This is a genomic window from Micromonospora sp. RTP1Z1 (assembly GCF_033804685.1).
Lineage (GTDB): Bacteria > Actinomycetota > Actinomycetes > Mycobacteriales > Micromonosporaceae > Micromonospora.
This window is the reverse complement of record NZ_JAPFQV010000078.1, coordinates 1-20,859: the sequence shown is the minus strand read 5'-3', so window position 1 is coordinate 20,859 and position 20,859 is coordinate 1. Positions and strand designations below refer to the sequence as shown.

22 protein-coding genes and 2 pseudogenes are annotated in these 20,859 nt (G+C 74.4%); 10 read left to right on the top strand and 14 right to left on the bottom strand.

Features of this window, described 5'->3' with window-relative positions; translation table 11 throughout:
* Positions 1–48 precede the first annotated feature (48 nt).
* Positions 49–222, top strand: a complete 174-nt coding sequence (locus SLP03_RS27930) for a hypothetical protein (protein WP_319463623.1) — start codon at positions 49–51, stop codon at positions 220–222.
* Positions 223–225: 3 nt separating this feature from the next.
* On the opposite strand, the gene SLP03_RS27925 is transcribed toward SLP03_RS27930, so the two are convergent.
* Positions 226–2,385: an APC family permease gene (locus SLP03_RS27925; protein WP_319463622.1), complete on the bottom strand. Its 2,160-nt coding sequence runs from the start codon at positions 2,383–2,385 to the stop codon at positions 226–228.
* A gap of 105 nt (positions 2,386–2,490) precedes the next feature.
* On the bottom strand, positions 2,491–3,447 hold the full coding sequence (locus tag SLP03_RS27920; RefSeq protein WP_319463621.1) for a DMT family transporter: 957 nt from the start codon (positions 3,445–3,447) through the stop codon (positions 2,491–2,493).
* A gap of 105 nt (positions 3,448–3,552) precedes the next feature.
* On the opposite strand from SLP03_RS27920, the gene SLP03_RS27915 reads away from it, so the two are divergent.
* A complete protein-coding gene (locus SLP03_RS27915; RefSeq protein ID WP_319463620.1) occupies positions 3,553–4,254 on the top strand; it encodes an HAD family hydrolase in 702 nt (233 codons plus the stop codon).
* 10 nt (positions 4,255–4,264) lie between these two features.
* Here SLP03_RS27915 and SLP03_RS27910 read toward each other — a convergent pair whose 3' ends face one another.
* A complete protein-coding gene (locus SLP03_RS27910) occupies positions 4,265–4,729 on the bottom strand; it encodes a hypothetical protein (protein ID WP_413644758.1) in 465 nt (154 codons plus the stop codon).
* Between the two features lie 182 nt (positions 4,730–4,911).
* Positions 4,912–5,781, bottom strand: coding sequence for a PhzF family phenazine biosynthesis protein (locus SLP03_RS27905; protein WP_319463618.1), 870 nt, complete (start codon positions 5,779–5,781; stop codon positions 4,912–4,914).
* Positions 5,782–5,814: 33 nt separating this feature from the next.
* On the opposite strand from SLP03_RS27905, the gene SLP03_RS27900 reads away from it, so the two are divergent.
* The 3 genes from SLP03_RS27900 (at position 5,815) to SLP03_RS27890 (ending at position 8,939) form a co-directional block, all read left to right on the top strand.
* Positions 5,815–7,101, top strand: coding sequence for a magnesium transporter MgtE N-terminal domain-containing protein (locus tag SLP03_RS27900; protein ID WP_319463617.1), 1,287 nt, complete (start codon positions 5,815–5,817; stop codon positions 7,099–7,101).
* Positions 7,094–7,693 carry a DUF1003 domain-containing protein gene (locus SLP03_RS27895; RefSeq protein ID WP_319463616.1) on the top strand — a complete coding sequence of 200 codons (600 nt, stop codon included), beginning with the start codon at positions 7,094–7,096 and terminating at the stop codon, positions 7,691–7,693. Before SLP03_RS27900 ends, SLP03_RS27895 begins: the two co-directional genes overlap by 8 nt.
* A gap of 94 nt (positions 7,694–7,787) precedes the next feature.
* Positions 7,788–8,939 carry an Mrp/NBP35 family ATP-binding protein gene (locus tag SLP03_RS27890; RefSeq protein ID WP_319463615.1) on the top strand — a complete coding sequence of 384 codons (1,152 nt, stop codon included), beginning with the start codon at positions 7,788–7,790 and terminating at the stop codon, positions 8,937–8,939.
* A gap of 105 nt (positions 8,940–9,044) precedes the next feature.
* Here SLP03_RS27890 and SLP03_RS27885 read toward each other — a convergent pair whose 3' ends face one another.
* Together SLP03_RS27885 and SLP03_RS27880 are read right to left on the bottom strand one after the other, a co-directional pair.
* On the bottom strand, positions 9,045–9,464 hold the full coding sequence (locus SLP03_RS27885; protein ID WP_319463614.1) for a preprotein translocase subunit TatB: 420 nt from the start codon (positions 9,462–9,464) through the stop codon (positions 9,045–9,047).
* A gap of 72 nt (positions 9,465–9,536) precedes the next feature.
* Positions 9,537–10,847 carry a S1C family serine protease gene (locus SLP03_RS27880; protein WP_319463634.1) on the bottom strand — a complete coding sequence of 437 codons (1,311 nt, stop codon included), beginning with the start codon at positions 10,845–10,847 and terminating at the stop codon, positions 9,537–9,539.
* A gap of 255 nt (positions 10,848–11,102) precedes the next feature.
* On the opposite strand from SLP03_RS27880, the gene SLP03_RS27875 reads away from it, so the two are divergent.
* Positions 11,103–11,711, top strand: coding sequence for an O-methyltransferase (locus SLP03_RS27875; protein ID WP_319463633.1), 609 nt, complete (start codon positions 11,103–11,105; stop codon positions 11,709–11,711).
* Between the two features lie 58 nt (positions 11,712–11,769).
* On the opposite strand, the gene SLP03_RS27870 is transcribed toward SLP03_RS27875, so the two are convergent.
* Both SLP03_RS27870 and SLP03_RS27865 read right to left on the bottom strand, forming a co-directional pair.
* Positions 11,770–13,242, bottom strand: a complete 1,473-nt coding sequence (locus SLP03_RS27870) for a leucyl aminopeptidase family protein (protein WP_319463613.1) — start codon at positions 13,240–13,242, stop codon at positions 11,770–11,772.
* A gap of 145 nt (positions 13,243–13,387) precedes the next feature.
* Positions 13,388–13,555, bottom strand: coding sequence for a DUF3117 domain-containing protein (locus SLP03_RS27865; RefSeq protein WP_089253522.1), 168 nt, complete (start codon positions 13,553–13,555; stop codon positions 13,388–13,390).
* A gap of 188 nt (positions 13,556–13,743) precedes the next feature.
* Here SLP03_RS27865 and SLP03_RS27860 point away from each other — a divergent pair, with 188 nt between their 5' ends.
* The gene (locus SLP03_RS27860; protein ID WP_319463612.1) at positions 13,744–14,562 is read left to right on the top strand and encodes a PaaX family transcriptional regulator C-terminal domain-containing protein; all 819 of its coding nucleotides are present in this window, start codon (positions 13,744–13,746) and stop codon (positions 14,560–14,562) included.
* A gap of 4 nt (positions 14,563–14,566) precedes the next feature.
* Positions 14,567–15,358, top strand: coding sequence for an enoyl-CoA hydratase/isomerase family protein (locus SLP03_RS27855; protein WP_319463611.1), 792 nt, complete (start codon positions 14,567–14,569; stop codon positions 15,356–15,358).
* A gap of 144 nt (positions 15,359–15,502) precedes the next feature.
* On the opposite strand, the gene SLP03_RS27850 is transcribed toward SLP03_RS27855, so the two are convergent.
* From SLP03_RS27850 to SLP03_RS31775, 5 genes and pseudogenes are all read right to left on the bottom strand, one after another.
* The gene (locus SLP03_RS27850; RefSeq protein WP_319463610.1) at positions 15,503–16,255 is read right to left on the bottom strand and encodes a glucose 1-dehydrogenase; all 753 of its coding nucleotides are present in this window, start codon (positions 16,253–16,255) and stop codon (positions 15,503–15,505) included.
* Between the two features lie 63 nt (positions 16,256–16,318).
* A complete protein-coding gene (locus tag SLP03_RS27845) occupies positions 16,319–16,942 on the bottom strand; it encodes a hypothetical protein (protein ID WP_319463609.1) in 624 nt (207 codons plus the stop codon).
* A 61-nt stretch (positions 16,943–17,003) separates the two neighbouring features.
* Positions 17,004–17,600 (bottom strand): DNA-3-methyladenine glycosylase I, encoded by a 597-nt coding sequence (locus tag SLP03_RS27840; protein ID WP_319463608.1) that lies wholly within the window; start codon positions 17,598–17,600, stop codon positions 17,004–17,006.
* 42 nt (positions 17,601–17,642) lie between these two features.
* Positions 17,643–18,140 carry an SRPBCC family protein gene (locus SLP03_RS27835; RefSeq protein ID WP_319463607.1) on the bottom strand — a complete coding sequence of 166 codons (498 nt, stop codon included), beginning with the start codon at positions 18,138–18,140 and terminating at the stop codon, positions 17,643–17,645.
* Positions 18,141–18,325: 185 nt separating this feature from the next.
* Positions 18,326–18,910 (bottom strand): annotated as a pseudogene (locus tag SLP03_RS31775) (DivIVA domain-containing protein); the annotation flags it as partial.
* A gap of 164 nt (positions 18,911–19,074) precedes the next feature.
* Here SLP03_RS31775 and folP point away from each other — a divergent pair.
* On the top strand, positions 19,075–19,944 hold the full coding sequence (gene folP / locus SLP03_RS27825) for a dihydropteroate synthase (protein ID WP_319463606.1): 870 nt from the start codon (positions 19,075–19,077) through the stop codon (positions 19,942–19,944).
* A 42-nt stretch (positions 19,945–19,986) separates the two neighbouring features.
* Here folP and ndhC read toward each other — a convergent pair whose 3' ends face one another.
* Positions 19,987–20,364: an NADH-quinone oxidoreductase subunit A gene (ndhC, locus tag SLP03_RS27820; RefSeq protein ID WP_319463605.1), complete on the bottom strand. Its 378-nt coding sequence runs from the start codon at positions 20,362–20,364 to the stop codon at positions 19,987–19,989.
* Positions 20,365–20,494: 130 nt separating this feature from the next.
* Between ndhC and SLP03_RS27815 the strand changes: the two are divergent.
* A pseudogene (locus SLP03_RS27815) lies at positions 20,495–20,859 on the top strand (hypothetical protein); the annotation flags it as partial.

Below are 20,859 nucleotides of genomic sequence, written 5' to 3'. Positions count from 1 at the left end.
GGGTACCAGTCGGGGCGGCTGCCCCGGGCGACCGCGCGGCACCCGGGGGTGAGCGACCCGGGGCGCGCGCTGCGCCACCGGCTGGCCCGGGACGAACTGGTCGCGGCGGACGCCGTCGCCCGGGCGCGGGAGCTGGGCGTACGGGTGATCGAGGTGGACGGCGGCCGGGACGCCGAGGCGGTCGCGGCGCTGGTCGCGGCGCACTTCGCGGCGTACCTCTGAGCCTCAGTCGCAGATGTGCACGGGGACGCTGGTGACCACCACCCCCGGCAGCGCCCCCAGGGCGGACCGCAGCCGTTGCTCGGCCCGGCTGTGCAGCGGCCGGTGCCAGCGGCGGCGCAGCACCACCTCCGGCACGATCACCGTCAGCGTCAGCTCGGCCCGGGCGGCGTGCAGCGCCTCCAGGTAGTGCGCCAAGGGCCCGATCACCGCCCGGTACGGTGACACGATCGTCTCCAGCCGCACGTGGTCGCCCCAGGCCCGCCACTGCTCGCGGAACCGGTCCGCCTCGGCCTCTTCGGGCGCGATGTGCACGGCCAGCGTCGGCCGGCCCAGCGAGACGGCGTACGCCAGCGCGCGCAGCGACGCCCGGTTCAGCCGGGCCACCGGCACGATCACCAGGTGGCGTACCTCCTGGGGCAGTTCCTCGCCCTCGGCGGGCCCGGCGGGTGCCGCGGACCCGGCGGCCGGCGGCGGATGCAGCGCCAGCGCCCGGTCCAGCGCGGCGTAGTGCCGGTGGATCCGGCGGAAGAGCAGCACCAGCAGCGGCACCGCGATCACCACCACCCAGGCGCCCTCGGTGAACTTCGAGAACGCGGCGGTCAGCAGCACGACGCCGGACATGCTCGCGCCGACCGCGTTGATGACCAGCCGACGCCGCCAACCCGGCCCGCGGTGGCGTCGCCAGTGCACCACCATGCCGGCCTGGGAGAGGGTGAAGGCGAGGAACACGCCGACCGCGTAGAGCGGGATCAGCGCCTTGGTGTGCCCGCCGAACGCGACGAAGATGCCCCCCGCCGCGACGGAGAGCGTCACCAGCCCGTTGGTGAACTCCAGCCGGTCACCCATGTGCAGGAACCGGCGGGGCGCGTGACCGCCCCGGGCCATGAAGAAGAGCAGCCGGGGGAAGTCGTTGTAGGCGGTGTTCGCGGCCAGCAGCAGGATCAGCGCGGTGGCGGCCTGGAGCAGCGCGTACCAGGGGCCGGTGGGGAAGGTGACCCGACCGAGCTGGGAGAGCAGGGTCTGGTCCGGGCGCGGCGCCAGGCCGTCCAGGTGGATCAGGACGATCAGCCCGGCGAAGAGCACCACCAGCATGGCGACCATCCAGCCGAGCGTGGTGCGGGCGTTGCGCCACTCGGTGGGTCGGAACGCCGGTATCGCGTTCGACACCGCCTCGATGCCGGTCATCGACACCGCCCCGGAGGCGAACGCGCGCAGCACCAGCAGCAGCCCGAGACCCTCCACGGCCGGCACCGGCGGTGGAGGCACCGGCGCGAAGCCCCGGCCCGCCGCGCGCAGGTAGCCGACCACCAGCACCGCGAGGACGGCCACCACGAAGGCGTACGTGGGCAGCACGAAGATGTTGCCGGCGGTACGGACCCCGCGCAGGTTCCCGGCCAGCAGCAACGCGATCACCAGCACGCCGAGCGGCATGGTGGCCGGGGTCAGCCCGGGCAGCGCCGAGGTGACCGCACTCACCCCGGCCGCCACCGACACCGACACGGTCAGCACGTAGTCGAGCATCAGGCCGGCCGCGGCCGCCAGCCCCGGCGTGGCACCGAGGTTGTCGCTCGCCACGATGTAGGAGCCGGCGCCGTGCGGATAGGCCGGGATGGTCTGCCGGTAGGACAGCCCCACCGCGATCATCAGCACGACCAGCACGGCGGCCAGCGGCAGCGACAGCCCGAGCGCGCCGCCGCCGGCCAGCACCAGCACGGTCAGCATCGCCTCCGGTCCGTACGCGACCGAGCTGAGCAGGTCCGAGGAGAGGATCGGCAGGGCGATCAGCTTGCGCATCCGCTCGTACAGCACGGCGGAACTGCGTAACGGCGGCCCGAAGAGCACCCGCCGGAGCCGGGTGAGCCCACGCCCCAGCCGCGAGCCGGGCAGCTGCGCCGGCTCGGTGGCGACCAGTTCGTCCGGCTCCTCGACGGTGAACATCTCGATCGGCGCCAACCGGCCGAAGCGGCTCGGCGCCGGCCGGCGCCCGTTGCGGCCCAGCGTCGGGTCCACGGGCAGCTCGTCCGGCCGGCGGGCGCCGCGCCAGCGGTCACCGATCCGGCGCAGCGCCGCCCGCTCGTCCGGCGCCAGCGGGGGGAACTCGGCCGAGGGCGTGACGACGGTGCCGCGCTCGGCCTCGTCGTCGGCTGCCTGCTCCTGTGCCATCCCCGCCCCCTCCCCCCGCACTTTCACGGAAAGTGGCCCCGTCGGCTGGGGAATGGCCACTCTTTCCGGGAATCCGTGGCGCCGGGTCGGTCGGCGGGCGGCGGCTCAGTCGGCGAGGGGTGCGGGATCGGCGGGCAGCGGCACCGGGGCGGGACGGCGGGGGGTACGGGCGCCGCCGATGACCACCACGACGACGCCGGCCAGCAGCAGAGCCAGGCCGGGCAGCGCCAACGGACGGGGCAGCTGGCCCAGCCAGGCCCAGCCGATCAGGGCCGCGCCGGGCGCCTCCAGCAGGATCAGCACGCTGACCGTGGTGGCGGAGATCCGGCGCAGGGCGTAGTTGAACATCGAGTGCCCGAGCAGCTGGGCACCCGCCACCAGGCCGAGGATGGCCAGCCAGGTGCCGCCGTCGTAGCCGTGCAGGCGTACCCCGCCTACCAGGCAGACCACCAGCAGGATCGCCGCGCAGACCCCGTAGCAGATGGTGGTGTACGTGGTGGTGCTGATGGTGACCCGGGCCCGTTCGCCGAAGGCGGTGTAGACCGCCGCGAACATGCCGCCGGCCACGGCGAGCAGGTCACCGGCGAAGGCCCGCCCGGAGGCACTGAAGTCGGCGCCGGTGGCCAGCGTCGCGCCGACCACCGCCACCGCGATGCCGGCCCACATCGCCACCGGGAGGCGCCGGCCCTGCCAGCGGGCGATCAACCCCTGCCACACCGGTTGCGTCGCGCCCAGCGCGGTGGCCGCGGCGACCGAGGTGAGCTGCGCGCTCGGCATCCAGGTGGCGAAGTGCGCGGCCAGCGCGACCCCGGACAGCACGCAGTAGAAGCCCTCCCGCCGGCCGGCGCCGACGGTCAGCGCGCGGAACTCCGCCCGCCGCCGGGCCAGCGAGAACGGGCCGAGCACGGCCAGCGAGAGCAGGTTCCGCCAGAAGGCGATGGCGAGTGCGGGCGCGGCCGCGAAGGCGATCAGCGGGGCGGAGGACGAGACGGCCGCGACGGCGACCGCGACCACGCCGACGGTCAGCGGATCCAGGGGCGGGCGGTGCGGAACGGAGGACACGGAGAGCAATCCTCACACGCCAGCGGGCAGCACGGAACGTCAGCGTTCCGTTACGATCACGCACGTCGGCGCCGGCGACCCCCTCGACGCCAGGAGGCGCTCCACATGCCCAGGTTCCAGGCGGTGCTGTTCGACTTCTTCGGCACCCTCACCCGGTCCGTGCAGCGCGGCTCGGCCCACCGCTCCACCGCCGAACTGCTCGGCTGCCCGAGCGACACCCTGGTCGAGGTGCTCGACCGCACCTACTACCAGCGGGCCAGCGGGCTGCTCGGCAACGCCGAGGCGACCCTGCGCTGGGTCTGCGACCAGGCCGGCGTGCACCCGTCGGACGGCGCGGTACGCGAGGCCGTCGCGTCCCGCCACCGGGCCGTACGCGCGGACACCCGGTTGCGGGCCGAGGCGGTGCCGGTGCTGGCCGGGCTGCGCCAGCGGGGCCTAGGCACCGGGCTGATCAGCGACTGCACCCACGAGCTGCCGGCGTTCCTGCCCCAGTTGGCGATCGCCCCGCTGCTGGACGTCCGGGTCTTCTCGGTGCACCTGGGGCGCTGCAAGCCGGACCCGGCGCTCTACCTGGCCGCGTGCCGGCGGCTCGACCTGGCCCCGGCCGACTGCCTCTACGTGGGCGACGGCGGCAGCCAGGAACTCACCGGCGCCGAGCGGGCCGGGATGACGGCGGTCCGGCTGGCCGCGCCGGACCTGGCCGAGCACATGGTCTTCAACGCCGAACGGGGCTGGGCGGGGCGCGTGCTGAGCTCGCTGACCGAGGTGCTCGAGCTGGTCGATCCGACCGTCTGCGCCGTCCCCTGACCGGGCCGGGTCAGCGGCGGCGGACCCTGTGCAGCCGGAACGGCTTGCGGGTGGTCCGCACCACCGGGGCCGGCCGGGGCTCCTCCGCCAGCGAGCCCGCCGGCAGGTCGGCGCCGGCGACGGGCGCGCCCGCCGGTGCCAGCCGGTTCAGCGCACAGCCCTCGGCCGCCCAGCGGTCGACCAGGCCGGCCGAGGGACCGGACGCGTTCAGCCGCTTCGCCGCGACCAGCGGGGCGGCCGTGGTCCACTCCTCGGTGCCGGGCCGCAGCCGGGTGACCTGGGCCGGCCAGGTGACGATCCGTCCGCCGTGGTCGCCGCGGAGGGTGACCTGCGCCCCGGTGGCGTCGGCCAGACCGGGCGCGGACTGCTCGCCGGGACCACTGACGACCAGCAGCGCGCCCTCGACCGGCAGGCACCACAGCGCGTACGCCGGCCCGCCCCCGACGCTCACCCAGCAGACGGCCGCCTTCTTCATCGCCTCGTCGACCAGTGGCGTCGTCTCACGGCTGTCCAGCTCGTCCGTCACCCGGACATCCTCTCGTACGCCGCCGGTCGGGCCGGCGGAGACCGCACCGCCAGCCGCACCGTATCGCCGATGACGGCCCGCCACCACGGCGACGTGGCCGTCGGCCGGGTCGCGCCGGCACGGGGGTCCGGTCAGCCGACGAAGGGTGGCACGGCGATCTCGCCGCGCGCCACCGGCATCACCTGACCGGCGACGGTCGCGCCCACGGCCACCCCGCCCGCCGCGGTGACCGTGCAGGCCAGCGCGGACGGCCGGTGGATCTCGACGCCTTGGCGGACGGCGTACGCCGAGCGCCCCTCGCCGGGCAGCAGCCCGCTGGCGACCAGCCAGACGCCCAGCCCGAGGGCGGCCGAGCCGGTCGCCGGGTCCTCAGGGACGCCGAGGCCGGGCACGAAGACCCGGGCGTGCGCGGTTTGCGTGTCGGCGTTCCAGGAGAAGACGCTGACGTGCTCCACGCCGTACCGCTCCGCCGCCGCCGCGTTCACCCGGGCGCGGGCCACCGCGTCCGGACGTACCGGAAGGTAGGGGAACTCCAGGCCGCAGCCGGCCACCCGCGGCGCGGGACCGGCGTGGTCGGCGGCGGTGAGGCCGGCCATCTCCAGCAGCGGCTCCGGGTCCAGCTCGGGGCCGAGGGTGGGCGAGCCACCGGTCAGCGTCGCGCCGGTTGCGGTCACCTCGATCGGCAGCACTCCGGCGCCGCACTCCTGAGTGATCCTGCCCACGTCGAACATCCCGCGCCGGCTGGCGGTGACCGCGGCGCCCACGCTCGGATGCCCGGCGAACGGCAACTCCTCGGCCGGGGTGAAGATCCGCGCGCGGTAGGTCGCCCCGACCTGCGTGGGCGGCAGCACGAACACCGTCTCGGACAGGTTGAACTCCAGCGCGAGCGCCTGCATCTGCTCGGTGGCCAGCCCTTCGGCGCCGAACACCACGGCCAGCGGATTGCCGGCGAACGGACGGTCGGTGAAGACGTCCACGATCTCGTACGCCAAGGTCGACATGTTGATAAACACTAGGCCTTTAGGCTGGTGCCCGTGAGCACGCCGAACCGGGTCTACATCGCTCGGCTCGCCGGAGTCGCCGTCTTCGACCCGAACGGTGACCAGGTGGGCCGGGTGCGTGACGCGGTGGCCCGGCTCCGGCCGACCCAGCGTCCGCCGGAAGTGGTGGGGCTGGTCGCCGAGATGCCGATGCGCCGGCGGATCTTCCTCTCCATCAACCGGGTCACCTCCATCGACGCGGACGCCGTCGTGCTCGGCAGCGGCACCCTCAACCTGCGCCGCTTCGAGAAGCGTCCGAACGAGCTGCTGGTGCTCCAGGAGCTGCTCGACCGCCGGGTGCAGCTGGAGCCGGGCGGCCAGCCGGGCACGGTGGTCGACGTGGCGATGGAGCGCAGCCGGGGCGGCGAGTGGTCGCTGACCCGGGTGGCGGTCCGTGAGCAGACCGGACGGCTCACCCGCCGCGGCCACCTGCACCAGGTCGAGTGGGACCGGGTGCGCGGCCTGAGCGACATCGCCGCCAACCGGGGGACGGCCAACCTGCTCGCGGTGCTGGAGGACATGCGCCCCGCCGACCTGGCCAACGCCCTCCAGGACCTGCCCGACGCCCGGCGCAACGAGGTCGCCGCCGCGCTGGACGACGAGCGGCTGGCCGACGTGCTCGGTGAGCTGCCCGAGCGCGACCAGGTGGAGATCCTGGCCGCGCTGGACCGGGAACGCGCGGCGGACGTGCTGGAGGAGATGGATCCGGACGACGCCGCGGACCTGCTCAACGAGCTGCCCCCGCCCGAGCAGGACGTGCTGCTCGACCTGATGGAGCCGGACGAGGCCGACCCGGTACGCCAGTTGCTGCGGTACGCCTCGGGCACCGCCGGCAGCGTGATGACCTCGGAGCCGGTCATCCTGCCGCCGGACGCCACCATCGCGGAGGCGCTCGCCCGGATCCGGGAGGAACAGCTCTCCCCCGCCGTCGCCGCGCAGGTCTTCGTGACCCGCGCGCCGATGACCACCCCCACCGGCCGCTACCTGGGCATGGTCCACTTCCAGCGGCTGCTCCGCGAGCCCCCGGCGGACCTGCTCGGCGGGGTGGTGGTCAATGACATCGACCCGCTCCGGCCGACCACGCCGCTGCCCGAGATCACCCGCCGGATGGCCACCTACGACCTGGTCGCCATGCCGGTGGTGGACCGCGGCAACCGGCTGGTCGGGGCGGTCACCGTCGACGACGTGCTGGACCACTCGCTGCCCCGCGACTGGCGGGACCGGGACCTCACGCCGAGCCCGGCCGCCGCCGATCCGGAGCTGGACGGCTCGAATGACTGAGCAGCGGCGGGCGGAGCGGCTGGACCAGCCGCGCGAGCCCCGGGGCGTCAAGCTGCCCCGGATCGACCAGGAGACCTTCGGCCGGTGGTCCGAGGGCATCGCCCGGGGCATGGGCACGGCGAACTTCATCGTCTACATGACGCTGGTGATCGCGGCCTGGTTCGCCTGGAACACCCTGGCCCCGGAGAGTCTGCGCTTCGACCCGTACACCTTCACGTTCCTGACCCTGGTGCTCTCCATCCAGGCCTCCTACGCGGCCCCGCTGATCCTGCTCGCGCAGAACCGGCAGTCGGACCGGGACCGGGTGGGGATGGAGGAGGACCGGCGGCGGGCGACCATGCAGAAGGCCGAGACGGAATACCTGGCCCGGGAGATCGCCGCGCTGCGGATCGCGATGGGCGAGGTGGCCACCCGGGATTTCCTCCGCTCCGAACTGGCCCGGCTCGCCGAGGAGCTGGACGACGCGGCGCAGCGCCGGCAGCGGCTGGAGCGACGGCAGCAGGAGCGCGCATCGCGCGGTGGCGAGCCGCTCGACGAGCCGCGCGACGACCTGGACGGCGACTTCGCCCGGGACGGCCGGACGGAGGGCTGAGCCCGGTCCGCCCCTCGCCCGGTGCCATCGATTCGCTCACACCCGCCCCCGGCCAGCGGCGGTCGCCGATGACCACCGACGTAACATTGCCGGCATGTCAGCACCCGTCAGCACCATCTCCGACGCGATCCAGGCCGCCCTGGCCACCGTCAACGACCCGGAGATCCGTCGGCCGATCACCGAGCTGGGCATGGTCCGCTCCGCCGTGCGGGGCGACGACGGTGTCGTCCGGGTCGAGCTGCTGCTCACCGTGGCCGGCTGCCCGCTGAAGGACAAGCTGCGCAACGACATCACCGCCGCCGTGGCCGCGGTGCCGGGTGTGACGGGTGTCGAGATCGAGTTCGGCGTGATGAGCCCCGAGCAGCGCCAGGAGCTCCAGTCGAAGCTGCGCGGTGGCGGCGCCGCCACCCAGGAGCCGGTGATCCCGTTCGCCCAGCCCGGCTCCCGCACCCGGGTGTACGCCGTGGCCAGCGGCAAGGGCGGCGTCGGTAAGTCCAGCGTGACGGTCAACCTGGCCGCCGCGCTGGCCGCCCGCGGTCTCGCCGTCGGCGTGGTCGACGCCGACATCTACGGCCACTCGGTGCCCCGGATGCTCGGCGCGGACGGCAGCCCGACCCGGGTCGAGGACATGATCATGCCGCCGCAGGCGCACGGTGTGAAGGTCATCTCGATCGGCATGTTCACCCCGGGCAACGCGGCCGTGGTCTGGCGCGGCCCGATGCTGCACCGGGCGCTGCAGCAGTTCCTCGCCGACGTGTACTGGGGCGACCTGGACGTCCTGCTGCTGGACCTGCCCCCGGGCACCGGCGACATCGCCATCTCGGTGGCCCAGCTGCTCCCCAACGCCGAAATCCTGGTGGTCACCACCCCGCAGACCGCGGCCGCCGAGGTTGCCGAGCGGGCCGGCGCGATCGCGCTGCAGACCCACCAGCGGGTGGTCGGGGTCATCGAGAACATGTCGTGGATGGAGCTGCCGGACGGCTCGCGGGTGGAGGTCTTCGGCGCCGGTGGCGGCGAGGCGGTCTCCGAGTCGCTGAGCCGGACCATCGGCGCGCCGGTGCCGCTGCTGGGTCAGATCCCGCTCGACACCCGGGTCCGTGAGGGCGGCGACGCCGGCATCCCGATCGTGCTGTCCCAGCCGGACGCCCCGGCCGCCAAGGCGCTCAACCAGGTCGCCGACCGCCTGGCGGTCCGCCGTGAGTCCCTCCTCGGCAAGCCGCTCGGCCTCAAGCCCGCCGGCCGCTGATCTCTGCCTGACGACGAAAGGGCATCCCGTGCCGGGGTGCCCTTTCTCGTGTCCGGATCCCGCTTCCGGGACCGCCGCGGCGCCCGGCCGCCGACGGCCCGGCGGTCAGGTGGCGTCGTCGTAGCTGGGGCGGGGGGCGGGGGCGGTGCCGCCGGTGGCCGTGGCCGGGCGGGTGCCGTTGCCACGCAGGTCCGCAGCGTTCGCGACGTCCTTCAGCTCGTTGTGCACGCCGGTGACGTCCGAGCGCAGATTGTCGTACATGCCCTGCAACGGCTTCCGGATCGCTTCCTCGTCCGACTCGCTGAGCAGGTGCTTCCGGATGAACGCCTTGGGGTGCAGATCCTCCAGCTGGATGTCGGTGCCCAGCTCACGGCTCAGGTCGCCGGTGGCGTTGCGGGCCATGTTGCGCAGGTTGCGCACCAGCCGGAGGCCGTCGTTGATCACGGTGGGTAGCCGGTCCCCGAAGATCAGCAGTGCCAGGAGCAGCAGCGCGGCGATCTCCCACCAGTTCAGGTTGTCGAGCACTCCGGCCTCCTCGTCCGCGTCAGGGCAAGACTACGCACGTCGGGGGCCACTCCGGGAGGGGGTGACGGGTGGTCACTTCGCATCTGCGGCGAGCGTCACCGAGGCTTTCTGCCCGGCGGATCCCCGCCGGTACTCGACCGTCACCACCGAGCCGGGCGCGTACTTGCGGACCAGCGCGACCAGGTCGCTCGGCTCGCTCGTCGGCCGGCCGTTCAGCCGCAGGATCACGTCGCCGGCCTTCAGCCCGGCCGCCGCCGCCGGGCCGGCCGGCTCCACCGCGTTGAGTCGTACACCGGCGCCGGCCGCCAACCCCATGCCGCCGACCTGGGCGCCGATCACCGTACGCCGGGCCTTGCCGGTGCCGATGATGTCCTGGGTGACCCGCTTGGCCTGGTTGATCGGGATGGCGAAGGCGAGCCCGATGTTGCCCGCCTCCTGGCCGTCGGCGACCAGCGACTTGATCGTCGAGTTCACCCCGACCACCCGGCCGCCCGTGTCGACCAGCGGGCCGCCGGAGTTGCCGTGGTTGACCGCCGCGTCGGTCTGGATCGCCGCGTAGTAGCGCACCGGGCCACCCGGCTCGCTGGCCTGCATCGTCCGGTCCAGGGCGCTGACGATCCCCGCGGTGACCGTGTTGGCCAGCGAGAGCGGCGAGCCGACGGCGAGCACCGGGTCGCCGACGGCCAGCGCGTCGGAGTCGCCGAACTCCACCGGCTTGAGCCCGGCACGGGACACCTTGATCACCGCGATGTCCGACTCCGGGTCCTGCCCGACCACGGCCGCCACGGCGGCGGAGCCGTCGTTGAAGATCACCGTCGCCTTGCCGGTGCTGCCCGAGACCACGTGGTCGTTGGTGATCACGTGCCCGTCGGCGCTGACGATGAAGCCGGAACCCTCGCTGATCCCGCCGAGGCTGGCCACCCGGACGGTGACCACGCTGGGCAGGACCTTCTCGGCTACGCCGGCCAGTGACTCCGGCTTGCGCTGGGCCAGGGCCGGGGCCTCGGCGGGACGGGCGCCGAGCACGGTGGCACCCCCGCCGCCGCGCAGGAATGCGTAGGTCAGGGCGCTGCCGAGCGAGCCCGCCAGCAACGCCGTGACCAGCGAAATCAGCACGACCTGGCGCAGCTTCGGGCGGTCGGGATCGTCCGGGTCGGCGACCGGCTCCGGCTCGCCGCCAGCGCCGGGGACGGCTGGCACCACCACTGCGGCGGGCGCGTACGGGTCGCGCCACGGGTCGGCGAGCGCGTCGGACCACCAGGGCGACGTCGGGCCGCCCCCGTACGGCCCTGACGGGGACCCGGGTGCCGGCCGTCCCGCCGGTGCCGGAGTTCCGCCGGGCTGGCGCCAGTCCCAGCCGTCGGTCACGTCGGTGCCTCCCAGTCCGTCCCGCATCCCGCGCCGCGATCCGGTGGGGCCGTCCGGCAGCGCCGCGCGGGATACCGTCCAGGATTGCACGGATGCCCCGGGTGGGGTCAGCGGTTGCCCCCCGTGATCGTCGAGCGACCGACTCGCGGCTGCGCGCGTCGGGCCCCGCCTCTAGGCTCATACCGCCAACCCGCCCCCCGCACCACTCCCGCCGCCCGGAGGTGTCCCATCGCCACGGTCGCCAGTTCCGGCAACTCGACGGCCCAGGCCCTGCAGTTCGCCGAGTCCTACGTCACCGAGGATCTGGTGCTGCGGACCGCCCGCAGCCTCGCCCGCGAGGTGGGTGTCGACGCGGTGACGCCGGGAGCCGGCGCCGCGCTGCGACTGCTCGCCGCCGCCGGCAACGCCCGGTCGGTGGTGGAGATCGGCACCGGCACCGGGGTCAGCAGCGTCTGGCTGCTGCGCGGCATGCGACCCGACGGGGTGCTCACCACCATCGACGTGGAGGTGGAGCACCAGCGGATCGCCCGACGGATCTTCCTCGAGGCGGGGTTCCCGTCGGGGCGGACCCGGATCATCACCGGCCGGGCCCTCGACGTGCTGCCGCGGCTCGCCGACGGCGCCTACGACCTGGTCTTCGTCGACGCCGAGGCGACCGGCTTCACCGCCTGCGTGGACGCGGCGCTGCGGCTGCTGCGGCCCGGCGGGGTGCTGGCGCTCAACGGCACGCTGGCCGGCGGCCGGATCGGCGACCCGGCCGCCCGGGACGTCGAGACGGTCACCGTCCGGGAGACGATCAAGGCGATCCGGGAGTCGGAGCACTGGATTCCCGCGCTGCTCCCGGTCGGGCACGGCCTGCTCGCCGCGGTGAAGTGCTGAGCCGACCCCGCGTCCGGCGCACCGCCGGGTCCGCCGGGCGTGGGGTCGGTGCGGGCCGTCAGCCCAGCGTCGTCAGCCAGCGCAGCAGCCCGCGTACGCCCCAGCCGGTGGCGCCCCGGGTCAGCTCGGCGTCGTCCTCTTCCGCCCAGGAGGGGGCGGACATGTCGACGTGCACCCAGCGGTCCCGCAGATCGCCGGTGAACTCGCGGAGGAAGAGCGCGGCGGTCACCGAGCCGGCGCCGCCGGTCGGCGAGCTGTGCAGGTCGGCCAGGTCGCTGCCCAGGTACTCCACGTAGTCGGCGGGCAGCGGCATCCGCCAGGCGGCCTCACCGGCGGCGTCGATCGCGGCCAGCAGGTCGGCGGCGAGCTGGTCGTTCTCGCTGTAGAGGGCGCCGTGCCGCTTGCCGAGGGCCACCGCGTTCGCGCCGGTCAGCGTGGCCAGGTCGACCAGCAGGTCGGGGTCGAGCTCCTGGACCGCGTACGCCATCGCGTCGGCGAGCACCAGCCGGCCCTCGGCGTCGGAGTTGGTGGTCTCGCTGGTCAGGCCCCCGTAGTGGCGGACGATGTCGCCGGGGCGGAACGCCGACCCGCTGACCATGTTCTCCGCCAGCGGCGCCAGCGTGGTGATCCGGACCGGCAGCCGCAGCGCGGCGGCGCCCAGGGTCGCGGCGAGCACGGCGGCGGCGCCGGCCATGTCCTTGCGCATCAGCTTCATCGCCGGTACCGGCTTGATCGAGATGCCGCCGGTGTCGAAGGTGATCCCCTTGCCCACCAGCACCACGTGGGTGCGCGCGTCCGCCGGCCGCCAGTCCAGCTCGACCAGGCGGGGTCCGCTGGCCGAGCCGCAGCCGACCGCGAGGATGCCGCCGAAGCCCTCGGCCGCCAGCTCCTCCGGCTCCCGTACCCGCAGGTGCAGGTCCGGCCGCCCGGCCACGGCGCGCTCCACCTGCTCGGCGAACCACCGTGGGTTCTTCACCGACGAGGGGGTGTTGGTGAGGTCCCGGGCCAGCCGGGTCATCTCGGCGGTGGTCCGGGCCGCCGCCAGGGTCGGGGCGAGCGCGTCCGGGTCGGCCACCACGACGTCCACCTCGGCCAGCGCGGGCGCTCCGCCGGCCTCGGTCATCCGGAACCGGTACGACCCCAGCAGCAGTCCCTCGGTCAGGCCGCGCAGCGCGACCGCGGGGTCGGCCGGCAGCATCACCGTGACGTGCGTCTCATTCTCGGCGGCCCGGGCGAGCGCCGCGCCGGCGGTCCGCCAGCCCCGCTCGTCGCCGTCGCCGACGCCGAGCAACATGAGCCGCTGCGGCGTGCCGTCGGGTCGCAGGTGCTCCAGCAGTTCGCCGGCGCGCCCGGTCAGCCGCGCGGCGGGCAGCAGGGCGTCCGCCTCGCCCGACACCTCGCCGGGAGGCGGCGGTGTGGTCGGGACCAGCGCCGCCGCGGCGTCCGGCCCCTCGGCCGGCCCCACGGGACGAATGGGCAGGACGAGAGTGTCGAGCCGCTCGGGCCCGCTCACCAGACGAATGGCCAGCACGCTGGACCGTACCTCCAGAAAAAGTTCACGAAACGGAACAGCCGCCGCTTCCCGGCATGTGAAGACCCTGAACCACCGGCTGGGCCGGTGGCTCAGGGAAAGACGAACCGTCCGCGCGGCAGACGCCGCGCGGACCGCTCCTCGATCAGCCGGCGGCTGTCTTCAACGCGTCACCGAGCGCGTTGGCCTCGTCGGGAGTCATCTCGACGACGAGCCGGCCACCGCCCTCCAGCGGGACCCGCATGACGATGCCCCGACCCTCCTTGGTGACTTCCAGCGGACCGTCGCCCGTCCGCGGCTTCATCGCCGCCATGTTGTCTCCCCTCAGACCTACACCAGGGTCGGTGGGTTGCCCCACAGCCACTTCGCCATCACCACCGCAGCCTTCGCGGGGTGTCGACCAATGATTTTCCCTGATGAACACCGCCGGACCCAAACCGAAGCAGCATTGATGTAACAGCATCTAGTTTATCTTGGATAGGCCTGTCACAATGTGCGGTCATGCAGGCACGGTCGGCACTCTTCGACCTGTACGGCGACCACCTCCGTGCGAGGGGTGGGCGCGCACCGGTCGCCGCCCTGGTCAAGCTGCTGGCACCGCTCGGGATCGCACCTCCGGCCGTGCGCACCGCAGTCTCCAGGATGGTCCGCCAGGGCTGGCTCGACCCCCTCCGGCTGGCCTCCGGCCCCGGATATTCGATCACACCGAAAGCGGCCCGCCGGCTCGACGAGGCGGCCGCGCGGATCTACCGGACCGGGCGGGTCAGCTGGGACGGTCGGTTCGACCTGCTGGTCCTGACGGCCCCCGCCGCCCGGCGGGACCGCCAGCGGCTCGCCGCCAACCTGACCTTCCTCGGGTACGGCACGCTCGACGACTGCACCTGGGTGGCCACCCGCCCCGGAGAGGACGTGGACTTCCTGCTCGCCGAGGCGGGCGTGCGCTACGAGCGGTTCACCGCCGCGCACGTCGCCGGCACCCCGGGCGCGATGGGCGTGGTCCGCCGCGCCTGGGACCTCACCGAGATCGGCCGCGCCTACGAACGGTTCGTCGCCGAGCAGAAGCCACTGCTGACCGGGGTGACCGTACGCAGCAGCGACGAGGAGGCGTACGCGGCCCGGTTCCGGCTCGTGCACGCGTGGCGTACCTTCCTCTTCCGGGACCCGCAGCTCCCCCCGGCGCTGCTCCCCGAGCGCTGGACCGGAACCAGCGCGGCCAGTTTCTTCGACCGACACGCGGCCCGGCTTCGGCCGGCCGCCGACCGGTACGTCGAACAGTGCCTCGACGCCAACAACCGCCTCGCCCGACTGAAGGGTCGTTGAGAACGTGACCGAGCCGCTGCTCGTCGACCGCACCGACGCCGTCGTCACCCTGACGCTGAACCGCCCGACCGCGATGAACTCGCTCGATGTGGCGCTCAAGGAGGCGCTCCGGGACACCCTCGCCGAGCTGGAGACGGACCGCTCCTGCCGGGCGGTCGTGCTGGCCGGGGCGGGCGGATCGTTCAGCGCCGGGCAGGACCTCCGCGAACACGTGCAGACCCTGGAAGCGGCCGACGCCGACCCGCTGGCCACCGTGCGGGCCCACTACAACCCGATCGCCGCCCGGCTGGCCAACCTGCCCAAGCCGGTGGTCGCCGCGGTCCGCGGGATGGCGGCCGGGGCCGGCGCCTCGCTGGCCTTCCTGGCCGACTTCCGGATCGGCGGCCCGAAGACGCGGTTCCTGATGGCCTTCGCCGGGGTCGGTCTCGCCGCCGACACCGGCGCCTCCTGGACGCTGCCCCGGCTGGTCGGCCATGCCAAGGCCGTCGAGCTGCTGATGCTCGCCGAGCCGGTGAGCGCCGAGGAGGCCTGCCGGCTGGGCCTGCTCACCAAGCTGGTGGACGACGACGAGCAGGTGCTGCCCACCGCGCAGGAGCTGGCCGCCCGGCTCGCCGCCGGCCCGACCGTGGCGTACGGGGCGATCAAGCGGCAGCTCTCCATCGCCGACGCGGGCACCCTCGCCGACGCCCTCGCCGCCGAGGCGCAGGCCCAGTCGATCTGCGGCGCCACCGCCGACCACCGGGCGGCCACGATGGCCTTCGTGAACAAGCAGAAACCGGTCTTCGAGGGCCGCTGACGCACCGCCGCACCCGATTCGCTCCGCCCTCGTTCACGGAAAGAGTGGCCATCCGGCGGAAAATGAGCCCTCTTTGCGAGAAAGAGTGGCCTGCCGCCCGGCGCTCGGCCCGCGGGGCGGGGCGGGCGGGAGGCGGGAGGGGGGTCAGCGGGCGACGTAGCCGCCGTCGACCGGGATGGTGTGGCCGGTGATCCAGGCGGCATCGTCCGAGGCGAGGAAGGCGACCACCCCGGCGACGTCGTCCGGGGTGGGGATGCCGGGCTTCGGGTTGAACGACTCCATCTGCCGCCGCATCTGCCCCGGGTCCGGCGCGCTGTCGATGAAGTGCTCCACCAGCGGGGTCATCACCACCGTCGGGGCGATCGCGTTGACCCGGATGCCGCGGGCCGCGTACTCGATGGCCGCTGAGCGGGTCAGGCCGACGATGCCGGCCTTGGTGAAGGTGTACGGGGAGATGTTCTCCTGGGCGGCCAGCGCGGTGGTGGAGGAGGTGTTCACGATCGCGCCACCGCCGCCGCGCAGCATCGCCCCGATGCCGTACCGGAGGACGAAGAAGACGCCGTCGCCGTTGACCCGGCGCACCCGCTCCCAGTTCGCCACGTCCATCTCGTGCAGTGGCTGCTGCTGCCCGTCGATGCCGGCGTTGTTGAAGATGACGTCGAGCCGGCCGTACCGCTGCATGGCGTCGGCGATGCCCCGCTCCACGGAGGTGGCCTCGCCGGTGTCCATGACCACCGCGTACCCGTCGGGGAGCCCGCCCGCGACGCGCTCGGCGCCCTCGGCGTCGATGTCGGCGATCACCACCTTGGCGCCCTCGGCGGCGAACCGCCGCGCGGCCGCCTCGCCGAGCCCGGACGCCCCGCCGGTGACGAGCGCGACCCTGTCCTCGAACCGCATGGGGCCCCCTCGCGGGACCGGCCGGCGCCGGCCCTCCCCGCACCGTAACCGGGCATCGGTCGGTCAGTCGTCCTCTTCGGGATCCTGGTTGGCCTCCGCGCCGAGCACGAACGCCTGCATGGCCAGCTCGTCGCCGGAGGGCGAGACGAAGGCGGGCAGCTCGCGCGGCCCCAGCTCCTGCACGTACGCCCAGAAGAGCCGGACCGCCTCGGCGGGCGAGGCCGCCTCGATCGGCAGGTCCAGGCTGACCAGCCAGGAGCGGCGCGCCGGCGGCGGGCCGAGCCGGTCGGCCAGCTGCCGCCAGGTGGCCACGTCGAGCCCGGTCACCGGCCCGTCGAGGGCCAGGCCGTCCGCCGGCACCGGCTCGTCGAAGACCCGCCGGGTGTACGTCACCACGAGCGCCCCCGGACCGGCCTCTGACTGCGGATCGTCCGGATCCTCCCGGGTCTCCCCGGTCGCCGCGGCGACCCGGCCGAGGGCCACCAGCCGGGGCGACCCGTCGACCAGCACCGCGACCGGATCCCCGGGCCGGGGCCGGGCCGACCCGTCCAGCCCGGTCAGCTCCAGGGTGTCGTGGTGCACGAGCCGCTCGGCCTCGTACCGCTCGGCGGGCAGCAGCACCGCCCAGGCGCCGGGCCCGCTGCCGCCGTCGATCGTCCCGCTCGCGCGGACCTCGGTGTCGGTCATGGCCCAATCCCATCACGCAGGGTCGGCGTCGGTGCCGTCACGTCGGCCGGACGCCGTCGCGTCACGCCCAGCCGGCCGACCCGGCCCGGTCGGCGGTCACGTGACAGCCGGCGAGGTGGTCGTCGACCATCCCGGTGGCCTGCATCAGCGCGTACGCGGTGGTCGGGCCGACGAACCGGAAGCCGCGCTTCTTGAGCGCCTTGGCCAGCGCGGTGGACTCGGGGGTGAGCGCCGGAACCTCGGCGAACGACCGAGGCCGGGCTGCCCGGGGCGCCGGCGCGTACGACCAGAGCAGCGCGGAGAGCCCGTCGGGCAGTTCCAGCGCGGCCCGGGCGTTGGCGATCGCCGCCTCGACCTTGGCGCGGTTGCGCACGATGCCGGAGTCGGCGAGCAGGCGGGCGACGTCCGCCTCGCCGTAGCCGGCGACCTTCTCGAGGCGGAACTCGTCGAAGGCGAGCCGGAACGCGGGTCGCTTGCGCAGGATGGTCAGCCAGGACAGGCCGGACTGGAACGCCTCCAGGGTCAGCCGCTCGTAGAGCGCGTCGTCGCCGCGCAGCGGCCGGCCCCACTCCGTGTCGTGGTAGACGGCGTAGTCCGGGGTGCTCGCGCCCCAGGCGCAGCGGGGCAGCCCTTCCGGGCCGGTCACCAGGTCAGTCACGGCCTACACGGTAGGCCAGCCCACCGACAGTGGGCGGCTCGGTCAGGGCAGCCGGCCCTGCTCCACCAGCCGGGCGAACTTCTTGAGCACCTGGGTCAGGCCCAACTTCGAGCCGGGCCAGAGCAGCGGCCAGGCGACCCGGCCGGAGGCCCCGCCGGGCAGGTGGAACCACTCGTGCCAGACCACCTGGGTCCGGCCCCGTTCCACCGGGGTGCAGCGGAGCACGCCCGGCCCGCGCAGCAGCCGCCCGCAGTGCACCACGCCGACCTCGTACGGCGCGTCGACCCGGACCACCCGCATCTCGTCCCGCAGCACCGCCGGGCCGAGCGCGGTGACCGCCTCGACCAGGCTGCCCTCGCCGCCGTCGCCCTCGACCACCCGGACGGTGGTGAAGGGGATCCAGTCGGACTGCCGTTCCCAGGCGGTCAGCGCGGCGAAGACCCGCTCGGCGGGGGCGTCGACGATCACCGTGGCGGTCACCTCGCCGGCGCCCGGCTGGGCCGCCTCGGCCAGCCCGTCGGCGCCCTCCGGCCCGGTCACGCCAACTCCGACCGGACGACCGCGCCACGCTCCCGCTCGCCGTCACCGTCGCCGTCGGTGGCGGCCGGGCCCTGCGCCGGCCGGCCGACCTCCCGGCCGGGGTCAGTGCCCGGGGCGTCGGCGGCCGGGGAGGAGGTGGGGTCGGCCAGCGGCCGGAGCGGGACCTCGCGGTCGGCCGGCTCCTGGTCGACGGGCGCCGCGACCGGGGCGACCTCACCAGCGGGTGTCGCCGGGGCGGGCGTGGGGAGCACCGCCTCGTCGTCCACGGCAGCCGCGGCCGGTGCTGCCGCCACCCCGGCCTCAGCGTCCAACGCCTCAGCCGGGGCGTCGCCGGCCGGGCTCGCCGCGTCGGTCGGGGCGTCGCCGGCCGGGCTGGCCGCGTCGGTCGGGGCGTCGGCGGCGGGGCTCGCGCCGGCGGCCGCCTCGCGGGCGTTGCGCAGCGCGTCGGCGTCCGCCGTGCGCCCCTCGCGCAGCGCGAGGACCTCCGCCTCGAGCACGCTGATCAGCTCGGACTTGTAGCCGATGTCGTAGGCCGCCCGGCGCATCGCCTGGTCGACCTGGGCCATCCGGTAACCGCGCAGGGCGGTGTCGAAGCGGGCCTCGGCGACGTCCGACTCGCGCAACGGGCGACTGCCCGGCAGGGGCACGGCCCGCCCGTCCGGCTCGGCCGGCGCCAGGCCCTGATCACGCCCGGAGACCAGCACCGTCACCCCGAACACCACCGCCGCGACGGTCAACGCGACGACCAAGAGGAGCAGAACCTCACCCATGGGGAGATCGTGGCATGCGGGCCGGCCCCGGGCGAGCCCTCCACCCGCTCCGATCATGAATCCCAACCCGTGGACGTACCGGACGGGGCGGTCGGCGGCGGACCGGATAGCGTCGGGGGGCGGCCGGCGGTACGGCCGACGGTGGGCGGAGACCAGGAGGCGGGATGGCCGGGGCGCTGCGGCTCGGTGGGCGGACGTTCGCCCCCGGGGACCTGGTGGTGATGGCGATCGTCAACCGCACGCCCGACTCGTTCTTCGACCGGGGCGCCACCTTCGCGGCGGACAGCGCGCTGCGCGCGGTGGAACGCGCGGTCACCGAGGGCGCGGAGATCATCGACATCGGCGGGGTGAAGGCGGGGCCGGGCGAGGAGGTCGACGTCGCCGAGGAGATCCGCCGGACGGTGGACACCATCGCCGCGGTCCGGGCCGCCTTCCCCGACGTGGTCATCTCGATCGACACCTGGCGGGCCGAGGTGGCGGTGGAGGCGGTGGCGGCCGGCGCCGACCTGCTGAACGACACCTGGTCGGGCGCGGACCCCGCGCTGGCCCGCGTCGCCGCGGCGACCGGCGCCGGGCTGGTCTGCTCGCACGCGGGCGGGCTCAGTCCGCGTACCCGGCCGCACCGGGCGGCCTTCGACGACGTGGTGGCCGACGTGGTCGCGACGGTGACCGGGCTCGCCGAGCGGGCGGTCGCCCTCGGCGTACGTCCCGACGGCATCCTGATCGACCCGGCGCACGACTTCGGCAAGAACACCCGGCACTCGCTGGAGATCACCCGGCGGCTCGCGGAGCTCTCCGGGACCGGGTGGCCGCTGCTGGTCGCGCTGTCGAACAAGGACTTCATCGGCGAGACGTTGGACCTGCCGGTGCCGGAGCGGCTGGAGGGCACCCTGGCCGCGACCGCGGTCTCGGCCTGGCTCGGGGCCCGGGTGTTCCGCGCTCACCAGGTGCTCCAGACACGTCGGGTGCTGGACATGGTCGCCTCGATCCGGGGCGACCGGCCGCCCACCCTGACCCGGCGCGGCCTGGCCTGACCGGCCGCCGGCCTGGCCTGACCGGCCCCGGGCGGGTGGGGATCAGGTCCAGCGCAGGATGTTCTTCCGCCAGGCGTAGAGGATGCCGAGCGCGACCACGGCGACGAAGATCCCCATCTCGACCACGGTGGTCGCGCCGAACCCGGGCCGGTCGAAGACCAGCGCCCACGGGAAGAGGAAGACCGCCTCGACCGCGAAGAGCACGTAGAGGTACGCGTAGACGTAGTAGCGGATCTGCATCTGCGCCCAGTCGCCGCCGACCGGGTCGACGCCACACTCGTAGCTGGTCCGCTTGCCCCAGGGATCGGCCGGACGGGCAGGACGTAACACCCGATTGGCCGAGAACGCCGTAACGAAGAAGAGGACGCTCGCGAGCAGCAGGAGACCGAGGGTGGCGTACGAGCCGAGGTAACCGGTCACGGAGGAGGAGCCTACCGTGCCCACCGCCGAGGCGTACCGAACACGTTACGGATTCGTTCCCTTGTGAGACTAGTGTCGCGAGACAACCATTACCGAATAACGGGACCTCACTGAGTGTCACGGAGGACAGATGGCCGAGCTGCCCGTACGCCCCGATCGGCGGGTTGCCCGGCGACGTACCTCGGCACTGCTGGCGGCGTCGCTCGCGGCCGGCCTGGCGACGGCGGTCGCGGTGGCCCCGGCGTGGGCGACCGCGTCACCGGCCGCGACGAGCGTGGTCAACGCGGCGACCGATCCGGCGGGCGAGCCCGGTGCCGACCCGACGGACAGCACTCCCCCCGTCGACCCGACCGCGACGGACCCCGGGTCGACCGAGGCGCCGCCGACCGAGAGCGCGCCACCGGAGACCACCCCGCCTGCCCCGACGACCGAGCCGGTGCCGGAAACCACCGCCCCGGGGGACCCGGTGCCGACCACCACGGCGCCCACCACCAC

Bases quoted from the DNA above. Each gene is read 5' to 3' on its own strand.
- SLP03_RS27865 (WP_089253522.1), bottom strand. From the start codon at position 13,555: ATGGCGGCGATGAAGCCGCGGACGGGCGACGGTCCGCTGGAAGTCACC.
- SLP03_RS27910 (WP_413644758.1), bottom strand. From the start codon at position 4,729: ATGAAGAAGGCGGCCGTCTGCTGGGTGAGCGTCGGGGGCGGGCCGGCG.
- SLP03_RS27895 (WP_319463616.1), top strand. From the start codon at position 7,094: ATGACTGAGCAGCGGCGGGCGGAGCGGCTGGACCAGCCGCGCGAGCCC.
- SLP03_RS27890 (WP_319463615.1), top strand. From the start codon at position 7,788: ATGTCAGCACCCGTCAGCACCATCTCCGACGCGATCCAGGCCGCCCTG.
- folP (WP_319463606.1), top strand. From the start codon at position 19,075: ATGGCCGGGGCGCTGCGGCTCGGTGGGCGGACGTTCGCCCCCGGGGAC.
- SLP03_RS27905 (WP_319463618.1), bottom strand. From the start codon at position 5,781: ATGTCGACCTTGGCGTACGAGATCGTGGACGTCTTCACCGACCGTCCG.
- SLP03_RS27860 (WP_319463612.1), top strand. From the start codon at position 13,744: ATGCAGGCACGGTCGGCACTCTTCGACCTGTACGGCGACCACCTCCGT.
- SLP03_RS27845 (WP_319463609.1), bottom strand. From the start codon at position 16,942: ATGACCGACACCGAGGTCCGCGCGAGCGGGACGATCGACGGCGGCAGC.
- SLP03_RS27925 (WP_319463622.1), bottom strand. From the start codon at position 2,385: ATGGCACAGGAGCAGGCAGCCGACGACGAGGCCGAGCGCGGCACCGTC.
- SLP03_RS27915 (WP_319463620.1), top strand. From the start codon at position 3,553: ATGCCCAGGTTCCAGGCGGTGCTGTTCGACTTCTTCGGCACCCTCACC.
- SLP03_RS27850 (WP_319463610.1), bottom strand. From the start codon at position 16,255: ATGCGGTTCGAGGACAGGGTCGCGCTCGTCACCGGCGGGGCGTCCGGG.